Origin of the sequence: Phyllobacterium sp. 0TCS1.6A (genome assembly GCF_026420825.1) — a bacterium.
In the GTDB taxonomy this organism is placed as follows: Bacteria; Pseudomonadota; Alphaproteobacteria; order Rhizobiales; family Rhizobiaceae; genus Phyllobacterium.
On record NZ_JAPMAB010000001.1, the window covers coordinates 235,706 to 250,398 of the forward strand.

At 62.2% G+C, this 14,693-nt stretch carries 12 protein-coding genes; 11 read left to right on the forward strand and 1 reads right to left on the reverse strand.

Annotation, left to right across the window (positions count from 1 at the left end):
- Window positions 1–10 precede the first annotated feature (10 nt).
- The 6 genes from murB to lpxC all read left to right on the forward strand — a co-directional run bounded on the left by murB (window position 11) and on the right by lpxC (window position 7,360).
- On the forward strand, window positions 11–985 hold the full coding sequence (gene murB / locus OSJ75_RS01090; protein WP_267226271.1) for a UDP-N-acetylmuramate dehydrogenase: 975 nt from the start codon (window positions 11–13) through the stop codon (window positions 983–985).
- Window positions 986–1,286: 301 nt separating this feature from the next.
- Window positions 1,287–2,213, forward strand: coding sequence for a D-alanine--D-alanine ligase (locus OSJ75_RS01095; protein WP_267226273.1), 927 nt, complete (start codon window positions 1,287–1,289; stop codon window positions 2,211–2,213).
- Window positions 2,201–3,142 (forward strand): cell division protein FtsQ/DivIB, encoded by a 942-nt coding sequence (locus OSJ75_RS01100; RefSeq protein ID WP_371929475.1) that lies wholly within the window; start codon window positions 2,201–2,203, stop codon window positions 3,140–3,142. The genes OSJ75_RS01095 and OSJ75_RS01100 overlap by 13 nt, the downstream gene beginning before the upstream one ends.
- Window positions 3,139–4,461, forward strand: a complete 1,323-nt coding sequence (ftsA, locus tag OSJ75_RS01105; protein WP_250013242.1) for a cell division protein FtsA — start codon at window positions 3,139–3,141, stop codon at window positions 4,459–4,461. The genes OSJ75_RS01100 and ftsA overlap by 4 nt, the downstream gene beginning before the upstream one ends.
- Before the next feature lie 68 nt (window positions 4,462–4,529).
- The gene (gene ftsZ / locus OSJ75_RS01110; protein WP_267226276.1) at window positions 4,530–6,215 is read left to right on the forward strand and encodes a cell division protein FtsZ; all 1,686 of its coding nucleotides are present in this window, start codon (window positions 4,530–4,532) and stop codon (window positions 6,213–6,215) included.
- Between the two features lie 209 nt (window positions 6,216–6,424).
- Window positions 6,425–7,360 (forward strand): UDP-3-O-acyl-N-acetylglucosamine deacetylase, encoded by a 936-nt coding sequence (lpxC, locus tag OSJ75_RS01115; RefSeq protein ID WP_267226278.1) that lies wholly within the window; start codon window positions 6,425–6,427, stop codon window positions 7,358–7,360.
- Here the strand turns inward: lpxC and OSJ75_RS01120 are convergent.
- Window positions 7,326–8,255, reverse strand: a complete 930-nt coding sequence (locus tag OSJ75_RS01120; protein ID WP_267226281.1) for a LysR substrate-binding domain-containing protein — start codon at window positions 8,253–8,255, stop codon at window positions 7,326–7,328. The two genes, lpxC and OSJ75_RS01120, sit on opposite strands and share 35 nt — an antisense overlap.
- 105 nt (window positions 8,256–8,360) lie before the next feature.
- Between OSJ75_RS01120 and OSJ75_RS01125 the strand changes: the two genes are divergently transcribed.
- The 5 genes from OSJ75_RS01125 (at window position 8,361) to OSJ75_RS01145 (ending at window position 14,515) form a co-directional block, all read left to right on the forward strand.
- Complete coding sequence (locus OSJ75_RS01125; RefSeq protein ID WP_267226284.1) at window positions 8,361–8,750, forward strand: tautomerase family protein; 390 nt, start codon at window positions 8,361–8,363, stop codon at window positions 8,748–8,750.
- Between the two features lie 280 nt (window positions 8,751–9,030).
- Window positions 9,031–9,897 (forward strand): outer membrane protein assembly factor BamD, encoded by an 867-nt coding sequence (locus OSJ75_RS01130; protein ID WP_250014367.1) that lies wholly within the window; start codon window positions 9,031–9,033, stop codon window positions 9,895–9,897.
- Between the two features lie 23 nt (window positions 9,898–9,920).
- On the forward strand, window positions 9,921–11,600 hold the full coding sequence (gene recN / locus OSJ75_RS01135; protein WP_250013247.1) for a DNA repair protein RecN: 1,680 nt from the start codon (window positions 9,921–9,923) through the stop codon (window positions 11,598–11,600).
- 63 nt (window positions 11,601–11,663) lie between these two features.
- Window positions 11,664–13,808 (forward strand): NAD-dependent DNA ligase LigA, encoded by a 2,145-nt coding sequence (gene ligA, locus OSJ75_RS01140; RefSeq protein ID WP_267226287.1) that lies wholly within the window; start codon window positions 11,664–11,666, stop codon window positions 13,806–13,808.
- Window positions 13,805–14,515, forward strand: coding sequence for a DUF2461 domain-containing protein (locus OSJ75_RS01145; RefSeq protein ID WP_267226290.1), 711 nt, complete (start codon window positions 13,805–13,807; stop codon window positions 14,513–14,515). The genes ligA and OSJ75_RS01145 overlap by 4 nt, the downstream gene beginning before the upstream one ends.
- Window positions 14,516–14,693: the final 178 nt, after the last annotated feature.

Here is a 14,693-nt window from a genome sequence, read left to right on the forward strand (position 1 = left end):
GAAGGATAGAATGTCTTCAAAGATCGATGGTGAAGCGCTGCTCAAGAAGCTGGGAGACCGCTTCGCGAATTTGCGCGGGCGCCTGACGCCCGATATGAGCATGGAAAAAGTGACCTGGTTCCGCGCCGGCGGTCCGGCCGAAGTGCTGTTCCAGCCGGCCGACGAAGAGGATCTGGCCGCGTTCCTGCAGGCGCTGCCCGAAGAATATCCCGTGCTGACAGTCGGGATCGGCTCCAATCTTCTCGTTCGGGATGGCGGCATTCCCGGCTTCGTCGTTCGCCTGTCCGCCAAGGGCTTCGGCGAGGTCGAGCGCGTCGGCGAAACGCAATTGCGGGCCGGCACGGCAACGCCGGACAAGCGCGTCGCGGCCATGGCATTTGAAGCGGGGATTGCGGGCTTCCACTTCTATCACGGCATTCCAGGCGGGATCGGCGGTGCGCTGCGCATGAATGCGGGCGCCAATGGCGTCGAGACGCGCGAGCGCGTCGTCGAGGTGCGGGCGCTCGACCGCAAGGGCGAGCTTCACATTCTTTCAAACGCCGATATGGGCTATGCCTATCGCCACTCGGGGGCGGCGCCGGACCTCATTTTCACGTCCGCACTGTTCGAGGGTACGCCCGGCGACAAGGCCGACATATTGGCGGCGATGAATGCCGTCCAGCATCACCGCGAAACGGTCCAGCCCATCCGCGAGAAAACCGGGGGCTCCACATTCAAGAATCCCGAAGGCTCCTCCGCATGGAAGGAGATCGACAAGGCCGGCGGCCGTGGCCTGATGATCGGTGGCGCGCAGATGTCGCCGATGCACTGCAACTTCATGATCAATACCGGCACTGCGACCGGCCATGATCTCGAAACGCTGGGCGAGACGATCCGGGCGAGGGTGCTGCAGAATTCCGGAATCCACCTGCATTGGGAGATCAAGCGCCTCGGCAATTTCCGTCAAGGCCAGGAAGTCCAGGAGTTCATGGGGCAGTTGCTCTAGCCCGCATCGACCGCATTCGCCGAGATGTCCCGTCTGTCGCGTCCATTGCGCCATTGCGCTGTCATTTACCAAACCGGAACGATCTTTCCGGCGCTCCTGACATAAAATATTGCACCTTTCATCATTGTTGAATCATTGGGGCTTGTCAGAGAATCAACTCTCTGATTCTTTAGGGACAAGCGTTAACTGATTTGAGTCGGCTGGTTTTCACCAGCCTTGGGTGTCTGCGGTCCTGCCGCCGGATGTGTGCCGACTCATGCCTGTTGTTCGCGGCGAATGGGGAAGTGAGGGGTTTATCTTTATGGTCAAGAAGCATGTTGCAGTGCTGATGGGTGGTTTTTCATCGGAGCGCCCGGTGAGCCTCTCATCCGGTAATGCCTGCGCCGATGCTCTCGAGGTCGAAGGTTTCTCCGTTACCCGGGTCGATGTCGACCGCAATATCGCCGAGCGCCTGCAGCAATTGCGGCCGGATGTCGTTTTCAACGCGCTTCATGGTCCGTTCGGCGAGGACGGAACGATCCAGGGCATCCTCGAATATCTTGAAATCCCCTATACCCATTCCGGCGTGCTGGCCTCGGCTCTCGCCATGAACAAGGAGCAGGCGAAGATCATCGCGAGGTCTGTAGGCATTCCGGTCGCCGATGCCGTGGTCATGAATCGCATGCAATTCACCTCGGAACATCCGATGAAGCCGCCTTACGTGGTCAAGCCGGTCAATGAGGGCTCGAGTTTCGGCGTCGTCATCGTCAAGGAAGACCAGTCGCATCCGCCGCAGATCATTACCTCCGCCGAGTGGAGATATGGCGATGTCGTCATGGTCGAGCGCTATATCCACGGACGCGAACTTACCTGCGCCGTGATGGGCGAGAAGGTCCTTGGCGTCTGCGAGATCATACCGGTCGGTCACCAGTTCTACGACTACGACTCGAAATATGTTGCCGGCGGATCAAATCATGTGATTCCAGCGAAAATTTCACCGAAAATTTACCAAAAAATAGAAACACTGGCGCTCAAGGCACATCAGGCAATCGGATGTAAAGGTGTCAGCCGGTCGGACTTCCGTTTTGACGATCGTTTCTCCGAAGAAGGCGAGCTCATCTGGCTGGAAGTCAATGCCCAGCCGGGCATGACGCCGACGTCTCTCGTGCCTGAGATAGCCGCGGCCGCTGGATATTCCTTCGGTCAATTGTTGAGTTGGATGGTGGAGGACGCATCGTGTTTGCGTTGAAAGGCAAAAATCCGCACCGCCGTGGTGCCTTGCCGATGTCTTCGGACAGGTCGGTGGGTTTTGGCCGCTTTCGCGTGGTGCTGCCCCGATTCCTGCGCAAGCCCGTGCGTGTGCTGACCCGTCTCGTCGATGGCGACCTGATCATACCGAACCATGTCGGCACCGTTGGTGCGGTTGCATTCCTCGCGCTCACCGGCGCCTATGGCGCGATCATCGGTGGCCATGCGCCGGAAGTGGTGAAGGTCACCACCTCCACATTCGGCTTTGCCATTGAGGACGTGAAGATCGTCGGCAATACCGAGACTTCCGAAATCGACGTGCTCGGCGCGCTGGGCCTCGATGGCGAAACCTCGCTGGTCGGCCTGAGCGCCAGGGACGCGCAGCAGGCGGTGGCACAGCTTCCCTGGGTTGAATCCGTCGATGTGTTCAAGGTCTATCCGAACACGATCCAGATCTCGATCAAGGAGCGCAAGGCGCTGGCCGTCTGGCAGAATGGCAGCGAGCTATCGGTGATCGATGCCGATGGCCGTGTGATCGTGCCCTATACCGGCGGCAGCAGTTCGGCTCTTCCCCTCATCATCGGCGATGGCGCTGACAAGCAGGCGAAGCTGCTCTTTGCGCAGATCGCCGCCTACCCCAAGATCGCGTCGCAGGTTCTCGCCTATGCGCGGCTCGGCAATCGCCGCTGGGACCTCATCCTTAAAAACCGCATCAAGCTGATGTTGCCGGAGCACGACATTAACGAGGCGCTCGCCCATGTCATGGAAATGGATGCGAAGTCCGGTCTTCTCGGCCGCGATATCGCATCGGTGGACATGCGGCTTGCCGACCGGGCGGTGATCCGGCTGACGCCGGAGGCGATGGTGCAACGAGTTGAGTATTTGAAGGCGCGCGAAAAGGCGTCCAAGCGTTCGGAGAAGCGTGTATGAGTATTCTCGGCGGAAAAAGCGTCTCTTCCGGAACGACGTCCGCAAAAAGGACGCGTTCCTTGACGGTTCTGGATATTGGTTCGAGCAAGGTCTGCTGCATCATTGCGCGCTTGCGCCCGCGGGAGGAGAGCTCGCTGCTTCCGGGCCGCACGCACCGCATCGAGGTGCTGGGCATCGGCCATCAGAAGTCCCGCGGCATCAAATCCGGCGTGATCGTCAATCTCGATGCGGCCGAGCAGGCAATCAGGCTGGCGGTCGATGCTGCCGAGCGGATGGCAGGGCTGACGGTCGATTCCATGATCGTCAATATCTCCGCCGGACGCCTCAAGAGCGAAAGCTTTTCGGCCAGCATCAATCTTGGTGGCCATGAGGTGGATCAGGCCGATATCCGCCGCGTCCTCTCTGCGGGCGCCAAGCAGGCGCTGGCGACGGAGCGTCATCTGGTTCATTCGCTGCCCATCGCCTACGGGCTCGACGGCGAGCGCGGCATCCGCGATCCGCTCGGCATGATCGGCGATTCCCTCGGTGTCGAGATGCATGTGCTCACGGCCGATGCCGCGCCGCTGCGCAATCTCGAACTCTGCGTCAATCGCTGCCACCTTTCGGTCGAGGCGATGATCGCGACGCCCTATGCGAGCGGCCTGTCGGCGCTGGTGGACGACGAGGCTGAAATGGGCGCTGCCTGCATCGATATGGGCGGCGGCACCACGACGATTTCGGTGTTTTCCGAGGGCAAGTTCATCCATGCGGATGCGATCGCCATCGGCGGCAATCATGTCACCATGGACGTGGCGCGCGGCCTGTCGGCCCATATGGACGATGCGGAGCGGCTCAAGGTCATGCATGGCTCGGCCCTGCCCAGTGCGGCGGACGACCGCGACCTGATCAGCGTATTGCCACTTGGCAATGATGCGCGGGACGTTCCGAACCAATATCCCCGCGCGGTGCTGACGCGCATCATTCGCGCGCGTGTCGAAGAGACGCTGGAGCTGGTGCGCGATCGTCTCAATCAATCGGGCTATGGCCAGATCGTCGGCAAGCGCGTGGTGCTGACCGGCGGTGCAAGCCAGTTGGCCGGCCTGCCCGAAGTGGCGCGCCGGATCCTTGCCCGCAATGTGCGTATAGGCCGTCCCCTTGGCGTCACCGGCTTGCCGGAAGCTGCCAAGGGACCGGCTTTTGCCGCCGCGGTGGGTCTTCTGATCTATCCGCAAGTGGCGGGCATCGAGGAGCGTTCTGTGAAGGCTGGTTCATCATCGCTGATGACAGGTACGGGTGGGCGTTTTCAGCGTATCGGCCAATGGCTGAAGGAAAGTTTTTGATCAATCGGGGAAACCCAAAAAGGGATTACCGCAGCGGCGACGCGGTATAGACAAAAAGGAACGGACATATGAGCATCAATCTGCAAAAGCCGGACATTACCGAGCTTAAGCCCCGCATCACCGTCTTCGGTGTTGGCGGCGGCGGTGGCAACGCGGTCAATAACATGATCAATGCCGGTTTGCGCGGTGTTGAATTCGTTGTTGCCAATACGGACGCCCAGGCGCTGACGCAATCGAAAGCCGAGCGGCTGGTACAGCTTGGCGCTTCGGTTACCGAAGGTCTCGGTGCGGGTTCGCAGCCCGAGGTCGGCCGCGCGGCCGCCGAGGAATGTATCGACGAGATCAATGATCACCTGCAGGGAACGCATATGTGCTTCGTCACCGCCGGCATGGGCGGTGGTACCGGCACCGGCGCTGCCCCGGTCGTTGCCCGCGCGGCGCGGGAAAAGGGCATCCTGACCGTCGGCGTGGTCACCAAGCCCTTCCATTTCGAAGGCCAGCGCCGCATGCGCACCGCCGACCTCGGCATCGAGGACCTGCAGAAGAATGTCGATACGCTCATCGTCATTCCGAACCAGAACCTGTTCCGCATCGCCAATGACAAGACGACGTTTGCCGATGCCTTCGCCATGGCCGACCAGGTGCTCTATTCCGGTGTTGCCTGCATCACCGACCTGATGGTCAAGGAAGGCCTCATCAATCTCGACTTCGCCGATGTTCGCTCCGTCATGCGCGAGATGGGCAAGGCGATGATGGGAACCGGCGAAGCCTCTGGCGATGGCCGGGCAATGGCTGCGGCCGAAGCCGCGATCGCCAATCCGCTCCTGGACGAGACATCGATGCGCGGCGCCAAGGGCCTGCTCATCTCGATCACGGGCGGCCGCGACATGACCCTCTTCGAGGTCGACGAAGCCGCAACGCGTATTCGCGAGGAAGTCGATCAGGATGCCAACATCATTCTCGGTGCGACGTTCGACGAGAGCCTCGAGGGCATCATCCGCGTATCGGTTGTAGCGACCGGCATCGACAAGCAGGTTGGCGACGCCGCGCCGGCGCCGATCGAATTCCGTCAGCCGCTGAAGCCGATGCCGAAGCCGGCCGCACAGCCCGCCGCCCGCATCGAGCCGGTGCGCCCGGCAGTGCAGCAGCCTGCCGCCCGCGCACCGGAAGCAGCCCCGGCTGCCGTCCATGCGACGGAGCACGAGGAGGTTCAGCGCGCGCCACAGGCCAGCGAACCGGAATTCCGCCCGCAGAGCCGTATTTTCCAGGCTCCCGCACCGGAAGTGTTCGACGCGCCCGTGGCCGCCGCACCGCAGCAGCCGGCGATGCAGCCCGCACCGCAGCCGATGCCTGAGGTCATGGCTGCGCCGGCACCGGTTCCGGCCGCACCGCGCATGCCGAACATTGCCGACTTCCCGCCGGTGGTTCAGGCCGAACTCAGCGCCCGCGACCATAATCGCGAGCAGGCGGCCTATGAGGCACAGGAGGACCGCGGTCCGATGGGGCTGTTGAAGCGCCTGACCGCCGGCCTTACCCGCCGCGAGGACGAGACTGCCCGCCTGGAGCCGGCCCAGCCGCGCGAACCGGCGATGCGTCCGGCCGAACCGCGCCGTCCGCTCTCGCAGGATGCTTCGATCTACGCACCGCGTCGCGGCCAGCTGGACGATCAGGGCCGTGTGCAGCCGCAGGCACGCCAGTCTTCGGACGAAGACCAGCTCGAGATCCCGGCCTTCCTGCGCCGCCAGGCCAACTAAACAGCGCCTCGACACCGAGGTCTTCAAATTCCGCCATCTCCGGATGGCGGAATTTTCTGTTTGCAATCATTGAAAATCGGGCAAATCTCGCTAGCTGTAGGTACATAGAGCGAAGAACGCGATATGGGTTCGATCCCCGGCACCCATGTGGCAGGCGAGGGGAAGCATGCCGGTCATGCGTCGTGTCATAGCAGTGCCAGAGGTTTCCATTGCGGATTTTCCAGACGACCATAGCGGGCGAAATCACCTTGAGCGGCGTTGGCGTTCACAGCGGCGCGCCGTCGCGCATCACTTTCCGTCCGGCGGACCCCGGCCACGGCATCGTCTTCCGCACCATCGATGGGGACGGCCGCCGCCATCCGGTGGAAGCCCTTGTCTCCCGTGTCGCTCCAAGCGATCTTTCCACGACGTTGACGGGGCAGAACGGTCAGACCATCAGCACCGTCGAACATGCCATGGCCGCCATTGCGGGATCTGCGATCGACAATCTCGAGATCGATATCGACGGGCCGGAAGTGCCGATCATGGATGGCACGTCGCTCGCCTTCATCGATGCTTTCGAACAGGCCGGCATCGTCCAGCAGGCGGCGAAGCGCAGATATATCCGCATTCTGCGCCCCGTCCGCATCGAGAGCGGCAATTCCTGGGCCGAGTTCGGGCCCCATGATTCCGGCTCGCGCTACGAGGTGGAGATCGATTTCGACACGCCGGTCATCGGACGACAGAAATATGCCGGCGACATGCAGCCGGCGGCATTCCGCGGCGATATATCGAATGCCCGCACATTCGGTTTCATGCGCGATGTCGAGCGCCTGTGGGCGGCTGGACTGGCACTCGGATCGTCCCTCGACAATTCGCTCGTCATCGGGGACGACAATACGATCATAAATCCCGGCGGCCTCCGCCATCCCGACGAGTTCGTCCGGCACAAGACGCTGGACGCAATCGGCGATCTCGCGCTGGCAGGGGCGCCTTTCATTGGCTGTTTCCGATCCTATCGCGGCGGGCACCGGTTGAACGCCGCCGCGCTGCGGGCGCTGTTCGAAGCGGACAATGCCTATGAGATGGTGGAACTCGAGGAGGCGCCGGGCGGCACTTCCCATGTGCCGGTCACGCCGCCGGTGCCAGCGCCGGGCGCCGCCTGACCCGCTCGCCGCGTGGAATGACGTTCGATACGGCCTCGCGCAGAATATCGGCGAGGCGCTCCGTCGCCGGCGTGCCATGCGCGTCGGCCCTGTGCAGGACAAGACCAAGCTCCGGAAGCTCGGGCAGGCCGGTTTCGGCCGGCGACAGCGGCACGAGCCCTGCCGGCAGGCCGATTGGCGTGCGTACTGCAAGGCCGAGCCCCGCCGCCGTTGCCGCCCACAGCCCGGCAAGGCTGGGGCTGACAAAGGCAAGCCGCCATGCCAGCCCGGCCTGGTCCAGCGCATCGATGGCTGCCGTTCGAAGGATACATGGCGCCTCGAGCGAGGCGAGGGGCAGCGGCTCTCCGCCTTGCTCCCGGCGGTGTTGGCCGCCGGCAGCGCCAACCCAGCACATGGGAACCGTGCCGATCTGCTGGTGATGCGGTGTTTCGGCTGTGCCGAGGCTCCATGCCAGCGCCAGGTCCAGGCGCCCCGATGCGACGCGCTCGAGAAGTTCGGAGTTCCTGCCGATACGCGCTTCGATGCGCACCTTCGGATGGGCGCGGGCGAACTGGCCGAGTATCTGCGGCAGGACGGTTTCGCCGAAATCCTCCTGCAGGCCAAGCCGTACCCAGCCTTCAAGATCGCTGCCGCGCACTGCCACCGCCGCTTCGTCATTGAGTTCGAGCAATCGCCTTGCATAGGCGAGCATGGTTTCGCCTGCCTCGGTAAGGGCGAGGCCACGTCCTGCCTTCTCGAAGATGGCGGTTCCGGCCTGCTGCTCCAGCTTCTTCAACTGGGCGCTGACGGCCGAAGTGGAGCGGCCGAGACGGTCCGCCGCCCTGGCGAAACTTCCAAGCTCGACCCCGGTCAGGAAGGTGCGCAGCACATCGAGATCAAAATTGACTTTCCGCATCTCAATCGTCCGGTTTTTCAGGATTATCTGTTCCTAAAAATCTGATTTTCAGGACGATATTGCGGCCTTATCCTTGCATCGTCAAGTGAAAGGAAGGAAGCCATCATGCCCTTTACCCGCATCTCCCTACTGGAAGGTAGGTCGCCCGATTATCTGAAAGCCATATCGGACAGTTTTCATCAGGCAATGGTCGACAGTTTCAATGTGCCGCCGACGGACAGGTTCCAGGCCTTCCATCAGCACCGCGCCAACGAACTGATCGTCGACCCGACCTATTTCAGCAAGGGCCGATCCGCCGACTGCGTGATCTTCACCATCACGATCGGCAAGCCGCGCGATACGGCGACGAAACAGGCCTTCTACCGGCGCGTCGTGGAACTGCTCGGCAAGTCGCCCGGCATCCGCCCGGAAGACATCATGATCGTCATCAGCACTTCGACGCGCGAAGATTGGTCGTTCAGCAATGGCGATATCCAGATGCTCGAGCCGGCCTGAGCATTGGAATCATGACGGAATATCGCCCTGATCCGATACAGGAACCGTAAAATCAGCCACTTGCAGCCTGCAAATCGACGGCGGCGCTGCTTCCGCCACAAATTTGGACGATTGCGCGGCAATAAGATTGCTGATTCCTGCCGCTTGTGGTTTATGAACGCCCAAACCCAAGGCAGGTACTGCCTAGAGCGTGTCGCGAAAACGTGGTAACGGGTTCGCGACAATCGCTCTTTTAATGACAAGCGGGGCCGGAGACAGCATGGCGTATAGCAGAATGTCGATGAATGCAGGGTTTGGGGGCAAGGCTCGCTTGGCTCTTCTTCTTTTTCCCATTGCAGGCGCCGTTGCCCTGTCGGGATGTGCTTCCAAGGATGAGGATCTCGACCTTGCGGCCTATGTCGACACGATCGAACCCGCCGATGTTCTCTACAATCAGGCGCTCGCCAATCTGAATGCCGGCCGGCTCGACGAGGCCGCCAAGAAGTTCGATGCCGTCGATCGCCAGCATCCCTATTCCGAATTCGCACGCAAATCGCTGGTGATGGGCGCTTTTGCCAACTACCGCGCAGGCAAGTATGACGAGGCCGTCGCGATGACGAAGCGCTATGTGTCGCTTTATCCGACGCAGCCGGAAGCGGCCTATGCCTATTACATCACCGGCCTGAGCTATTACCGGCAGATTCCGGACGTGACGCGCGAGCAGACGATGACGCGCCGGTCCATTGCCGCCTTCAACGAGGTGGTGGAGCGCTACCCCGATTCCGAATATGTCGAAGATTCCAAGGCGAAGATCCGCTTCGGCCGCGACCAGCTCGCCGGCAAGGAAATGCAGATCGGCCGCTATTATCTGGAGCGCAAGGAATATATCGCGGCGATCAAGCGGTTCCGCGGCGTCGTCGAGCAATATTCCAACACGCGGCATGTGGAAGAAGCACTCGCCCGCCTGACCGAAGCCTATTACGCGCTCGGCCTGACCAGCGAGGCGCAGACCGCAGCCGCAGTGCTCGGGCAGAACTACCCGGACAGCCAGTGGTACAAGGATAGCTACAAGTTGTTGCAGGGCGGCGGTCTCGAGCCCCGTGAGAATTCGGGCTCTTGGCTCTCCAAGGCTGCTTCTGCTATTACAGGCGGTAAAGACGGCGCCTGATTCACAACTTACCCGAGCGATCCATGCTTTCGCATTTGTCGATCCGCGACATTGTTCTGATTGAACGGCTCGACATCGAGTTTCATGAAGGCTTGTCGGTGCTGACCGGCGAAACCGGCGCGGGAAAATCCATTCTTCTCGACGCATTGTCGCTGGCGCTTGGCGCACGGGGCGATGCGTCTCTCGTTCGGCATGGCGCGGAGCAGGGGCAGGTGACGGCCTCCTTCAATGTCGCGCTGGGGCATCCGGCACGGCAATTGCTGCGTGACAATGATATCGACGATGATGGCGACATCATCCTCAGGCGCATGCAGAGCTCCGACGGCCGCAGCCGCGTTTTCATCAATGACCAGGCCGCAAGCGTCGGCCTCCTGCGTGAACTTGGCCGCAAGCTCGTCGAGATACATGGCCAGCATGACGACCGTGCGCTGGTCGATACCGGCATCCACAGGACCCTGCTTGACGCGTTCGGAGCGCTCGATGGAGCGGCCGCCCATGTGCGGGCGCTCCACAAGAGCTGGAAGGACACGGAGCAGGCGCTTGCTCGCCACCGCGCCCGGGTCGAGGCGGCGATGCGCGAGGCCGATTATCTTCGTGCATCGGTGGAAGAACTTTCGAAGCTCGATCCGGAGCCGCAGGAAGAGGAACTGCTGGCGAACAAGCGCTCCGACATGATGCGGTCCGAAAAGATCGCAAGCGACGTCAACGACGCCAATGACGTGCTTTCCGGCAATGCGTCTCCCGTTCCTTCGCTTGCCAGTCTCGTGCGGCGCCTGGAGCGCAAGGTGCCCGAAGCCCCGCACTTGCTGGAACCGGTGGTAAAATCCATCGACGAGGCGCTGAACGCGCTTGCCGAGGCGCAAAGCGGCATCGAGCAGGCGATCAGGGCGATCGATTTCGATCCGCGCGTGCTGGAGCAGACCGAGGAGCGGCTTTTTGCGCTGCGCGGCGCGGCGCGGAAATATTCCGTCACGGTGGACGATCTTCCGGCGCTGAGGGACCGCATGGATGCCGATCTGGCCGATCTCGATGCCGGCGCCGAACGGCTCGCGAAGCTCGAGGCGGACGCGGCTGCGGCGCGCGACAGCTATGACGAAGCCGCGCGGAAACTGTCGGAACAGCGGCGCGAGACGGCGGATCATTTGAAACAGGCAGTCATGGCCGAATTGCCCGCCTTGAAGCTGGAACGGGCGGAATTCATCGTCGAAATGACGACAGACGGCGACAACCGCATGCCGGAAGGCATCGATACGGTCGAATATTGGGTGCGCACCAATCCGGGCACGCGCGCCGGACCCATGATGAAAGTGGCCTCGGGCGGCGAGCTCTCGCGCTTTCTCCTGGCATTGAAGGTGGCGCTGGCGGACCGTGGTTCGGCGCCGACGCTGGTCTTCGACGAGATCGATACGGGCGTTGGCGGCGCCGTCGCCGATGCCATCGGGCAGAGATTGCGCCGCCTGGCGAGCACCGTGCAGGTCCTTTCGGTGACCCACGCGCCGCAGGTGGCCGCGCGGGCCCAGACGCATTTCCTTATCGCCAAGGCGGCAGCGGGGAATGACCGGGTGGCCACCTCGATCCGCGCCATGGCGATCGACGACCGCCAGGAAGAAATCGCCCGCATGCTGGCCGGGGCGAGCGTGACGGAAGAGGCGAGAGCGGCGGCCGTGCGCCTGTTGCGGGAAAATGCAGCCATTGTCAGTTGATCAGGGCGATGGTTCTCTGGCAAGAACGTGCGAGTTTCCCGCCGAAGCAGAATGGGCACAATCATGGCAGACATCCCGGTCGACAAATTAAGCGAAGCTGAAGCCGCTGAGGAGCTTGGCCGTCTCGCCGCCGAGATCGCCCAACATGATTACCGCTACAATACGGAAGATGCCCCGATCATCTCCGATGCGGAATATGACGCGCTGCGCCGGCGCAATCTGGCGATCGAGCAGCGATTTCCGCATCTGAAGCGCGAGGATTCGCCGTCGAACAAGGTTGGCGCCAGCGTTTCGGAGAAGTTCGGCAAGGTGACGCATACCGTGCCGATGCTGTCGCTGGACAATGCGTTTTCGGATAGCGACGTCGAAGATTTCGTCGGCCGCATCCGCAGGTTTCTCAAGCTCGCAGCCGACGCGCCGGTCGCCATCACTGCGGAACCGAAGATCGACGGCCTTTCGCTTTCCCTGCGCTACGAGCTCGGCCGGCTCGTCACCGCCGCGACCCGCGGCGACGGTACGACGGGCGAGAATGTGACGCTCAACGCACGGACAGTCGCCTCGATACCCAATGTTCTTGCCGGCGATCCGCCGGAAGTGCTGGAGGTGCGCGGCGAGGTCTATATGAGCCATGCGGATTTTGCCGCGCTCAATGAGCGCCAGGCGAAGGAGGGCAGGCAGGTATTCGCCAATCCGCGCAATGCCGCTGCTGGGTCGCTGCGCCAGCTCGATGCTTCGATCACGGCATCGCGCCCGCTGCAATTCTTCGCCTATGCCTGGGGCGAGGTGAGCGAGATGCCGGCCCAGACGCAGATGGGCATGGTGGAAGCGTTCCGCTCCTACGGTTTCCGGGTCAATCCGCTCATGCGGCGGTTTGACAGCGTCGAGGGGCTTGTCGAGCACTATCATGATATCGAGGAGCAGAGGGCGCTGCTCGGCTACGACATCGATGGCGTCGTCTACAAGGTGGACGATCTTGCCCTGCAGCAGCGGCTCGGTTTCGTCTCGCGCAGCCCGCGCTGGGCCATTGCGCATAAATTCCCGGCCGAGCGGGCGATGACCATCCTGCGCGGCATCGACATACAGGTGGGCCGGACCGGGGCGCTGACGCCCGTGGCGCGGCTTGAACCGGTCACCGTCGGCGGCGTCGTCGTCACCAATGTCACCCTGCACAATGAGGATTATATCAGGGGCATAGGGCAGAATGGCCAGCCTATCCGCGAGGGGCGCGACCTGCGCATCGGCGACACGGTGGTGGTGCAACGTGCCGGCGATGTCATCCCGCAGATCGTCGACATCGTCGCCGACAAGCCGCGCGGTGCTGCCGCCTATGTGTTTCCCGACACCTGCCCGGCATGCGGCTCCCATGCGGTGCGCGAGGAGGGCGAGGCGGTGCGGCGCTGCACGGGCGGTCTCATCTGCCCGGCGCAGGCTGTCGAGCGAATCCGGCATTTCGTTTCGCGCAATGCTTTCGATATCGAAGGGCTGGGCGAAAAACAGGTCGAATTCTTCTTCCGATCGGAAGATCCGGCGCTGCATATCGGCACGCCTGCCGATATTTTCACCCTTCGGCAAAGGCAGGCGAATTCGCTGGCCAAACTCGAGAACATTGACGGTTTCGGCGCCACATCCGTGCGCAAGCTCTATGACGCGATCGATGACAGGCGGCAGGTCCCGCTCGGCCGGTTCCTCTATGGCCTCGGCATCCGCCACATCGGTGAAGTCAATGCGAAGCGGCTGGCGAGGGCTTTCCGCTCATACGAGGCGCTTGCCGGGACCGCCAGGGCGGCGCAGCCGCCCAGCGACGAGGCACCGAAGGGGAACGATGCCTGGCGCGACCTCAACGAGATCGAAGGCATCGGCAGCATCGTTGCGGAGGCGCTCGTCGATTTCTATGCGGAGCAGCACAACGTGGAAGCGCTGGATGCCCTGTTGCGCGAGGTTACGCCGCTCGACGAGGAACTGAATACCGTCGGCAACTCTCCTGTCGCCGGCAAGACGATCGTGTTCACCGGTTCGCTCGAGCGCATGTCGCGCGACGAAGCAAAGGCGATGGCGGAGCGTTTCGGCGCCAAGACTGCGGGTTCCGTGTCCAAGAAGACCGATCTCGTCGTGGCGGGGCCGGGTGCCGGCTCGAAGCTGGCGCAGGCGCAGGCGCTCGGCATCGAAGTCATTGACGAGGATGCCTGGTTCACATTGGTGGGAGCATGACCGACAATCGCTTCAGAGGATTTGGCGAAAAGGCGCTGCCGTTCCTGAAGGCGCTGGATTTTCACCAGAATCGCGAGTGGTTTCTCGAAAACAAGGATATTTTCGAGGCGCATCTCCACGAGCCGCTAGGCGATCTGGTGGAAGATCTGATCCAGCGTTTCGAGAAGGCGGGCCTGCCGTTCAAGGGCGACCGGACCAAATCGCAGTTCCGGATAAAGCGCGACACCCGGTTTTCCAAGGACAAGGCACCCTATAACAGGCATTTGTCCGCACTTCTGTCTCCCGACGGCAGCAAATGGACCGAAACGGGCTGTTTCTACGTCTGTATCGGGCTCGCCGAATATCGCGGCTGCTTTGCCTCCGTCGCCTGGTGGCAGCAAAAGCCTGAACTCCTGCTGGGCATGCGCAAGGCCATCGTCGAGAAGCCCAAGGCCTACCGGTCGATGCTGGCCGCGCTCGGCAAGAATGGATTGCAGCTCGGCGATGGCGACAGCCTCAAGCGCACGCCGCGCGGCTTCGAATCCGTGACCGACGCCGACCTGATCGAAGCCGTCCGCCGCAGGAATTTCAACGTGCGCCATCCCATCGATCCCGAGCGGATAACCGCGCCGGAACTCGTTGACGACCTGTTCGATTTTGCCGAGCGCGCCCGGCCATTGATCGATTGGGGCAGGGCCATCCAGGGCACTCTCGTCAACGAGCCGTGACATTGCCGCAACAGCTGCCGGTGGCCGGCGGAATCACGGCGATTTGAGGGCGCGGTAATGTTGACTTTTACAGTTAAGTATTAGTACTGAACATTTGTTAGCGTGCTTGAACACGCTTCATTTCTGCTCAGCAAGCCACCACCTCGCGCCTCCGTGCCGCGGGTCAGCCAGCCAGGCA

Excerpts from the sequence above, each read along its gene's own strand:
- recN (WP_250013247.1), top strand. The coding sequence starts at position 9,921 with ATGCTTTCGCATTTGTCGATCCGCGACATTGTTCTGATTGAACGGCTC.
- OSJ75_RS01145 (WP_267226290.1), top strand. The coding sequence starts at position 13,805 with ATGACCGACAATCGCTTCAGAGGATTTGGCGAAAAGGCGCTGCCGTTC.
- ligA (WP_267226287.1), top strand. The coding sequence starts at position 11,664 with ATGGCAGACATCCCGGTCGACAAATTAAGCGAAGCTGAAGCCGCTGAG.
- OSJ75_RS01130 (WP_250014367.1), top strand. The coding sequence starts at position 9,031 with ATGAATGCAGGGTTTGGGGGCAAGGCTCGCTTGGCTCTTCTTCTTTTT.
- OSJ75_RS01125 (WP_267226284.1), top strand. The coding sequence starts at position 8,361 with ATGCCCTTTACCCGCATCTCCCTACTGGAAGGTAGGTCGCCCGATTAT.
- ftsZ (WP_267226276.1), top strand. The coding sequence starts at position 4,530 with ATGAGCATCAATCTGCAAAAGCCGGACATTACCGAGCTTAAGCCCCGC.
- murB (WP_267226271.1), top strand. The coding sequence starts at position 11 with ATGTCTTCAAAGATCGATGGTGAAGCGCTGCTCAAGAAGCTGGGAGAC.
- OSJ75_RS01095 (WP_267226273.1), top strand. The coding sequence starts at position 1,287 with ATGGTCAAGAAGCATGTTGCAGTGCTGATGGGTGGTTTTTCATCGGAG.
- ftsA (WP_250013242.1), top strand. The coding sequence starts at position 3,139 with ATGAGTATTCTCGGCGGAAAAAGCGTCTCTTCCGGAACGACGTCCGCA.
- OSJ75_RS01120 (WP_267226281.1), bottom strand. The coding sequence starts at position 8,255 with ATGCGGAAAGTCAATTTTGATCTCGATGTGCTGCGCACCTTCCTGACC.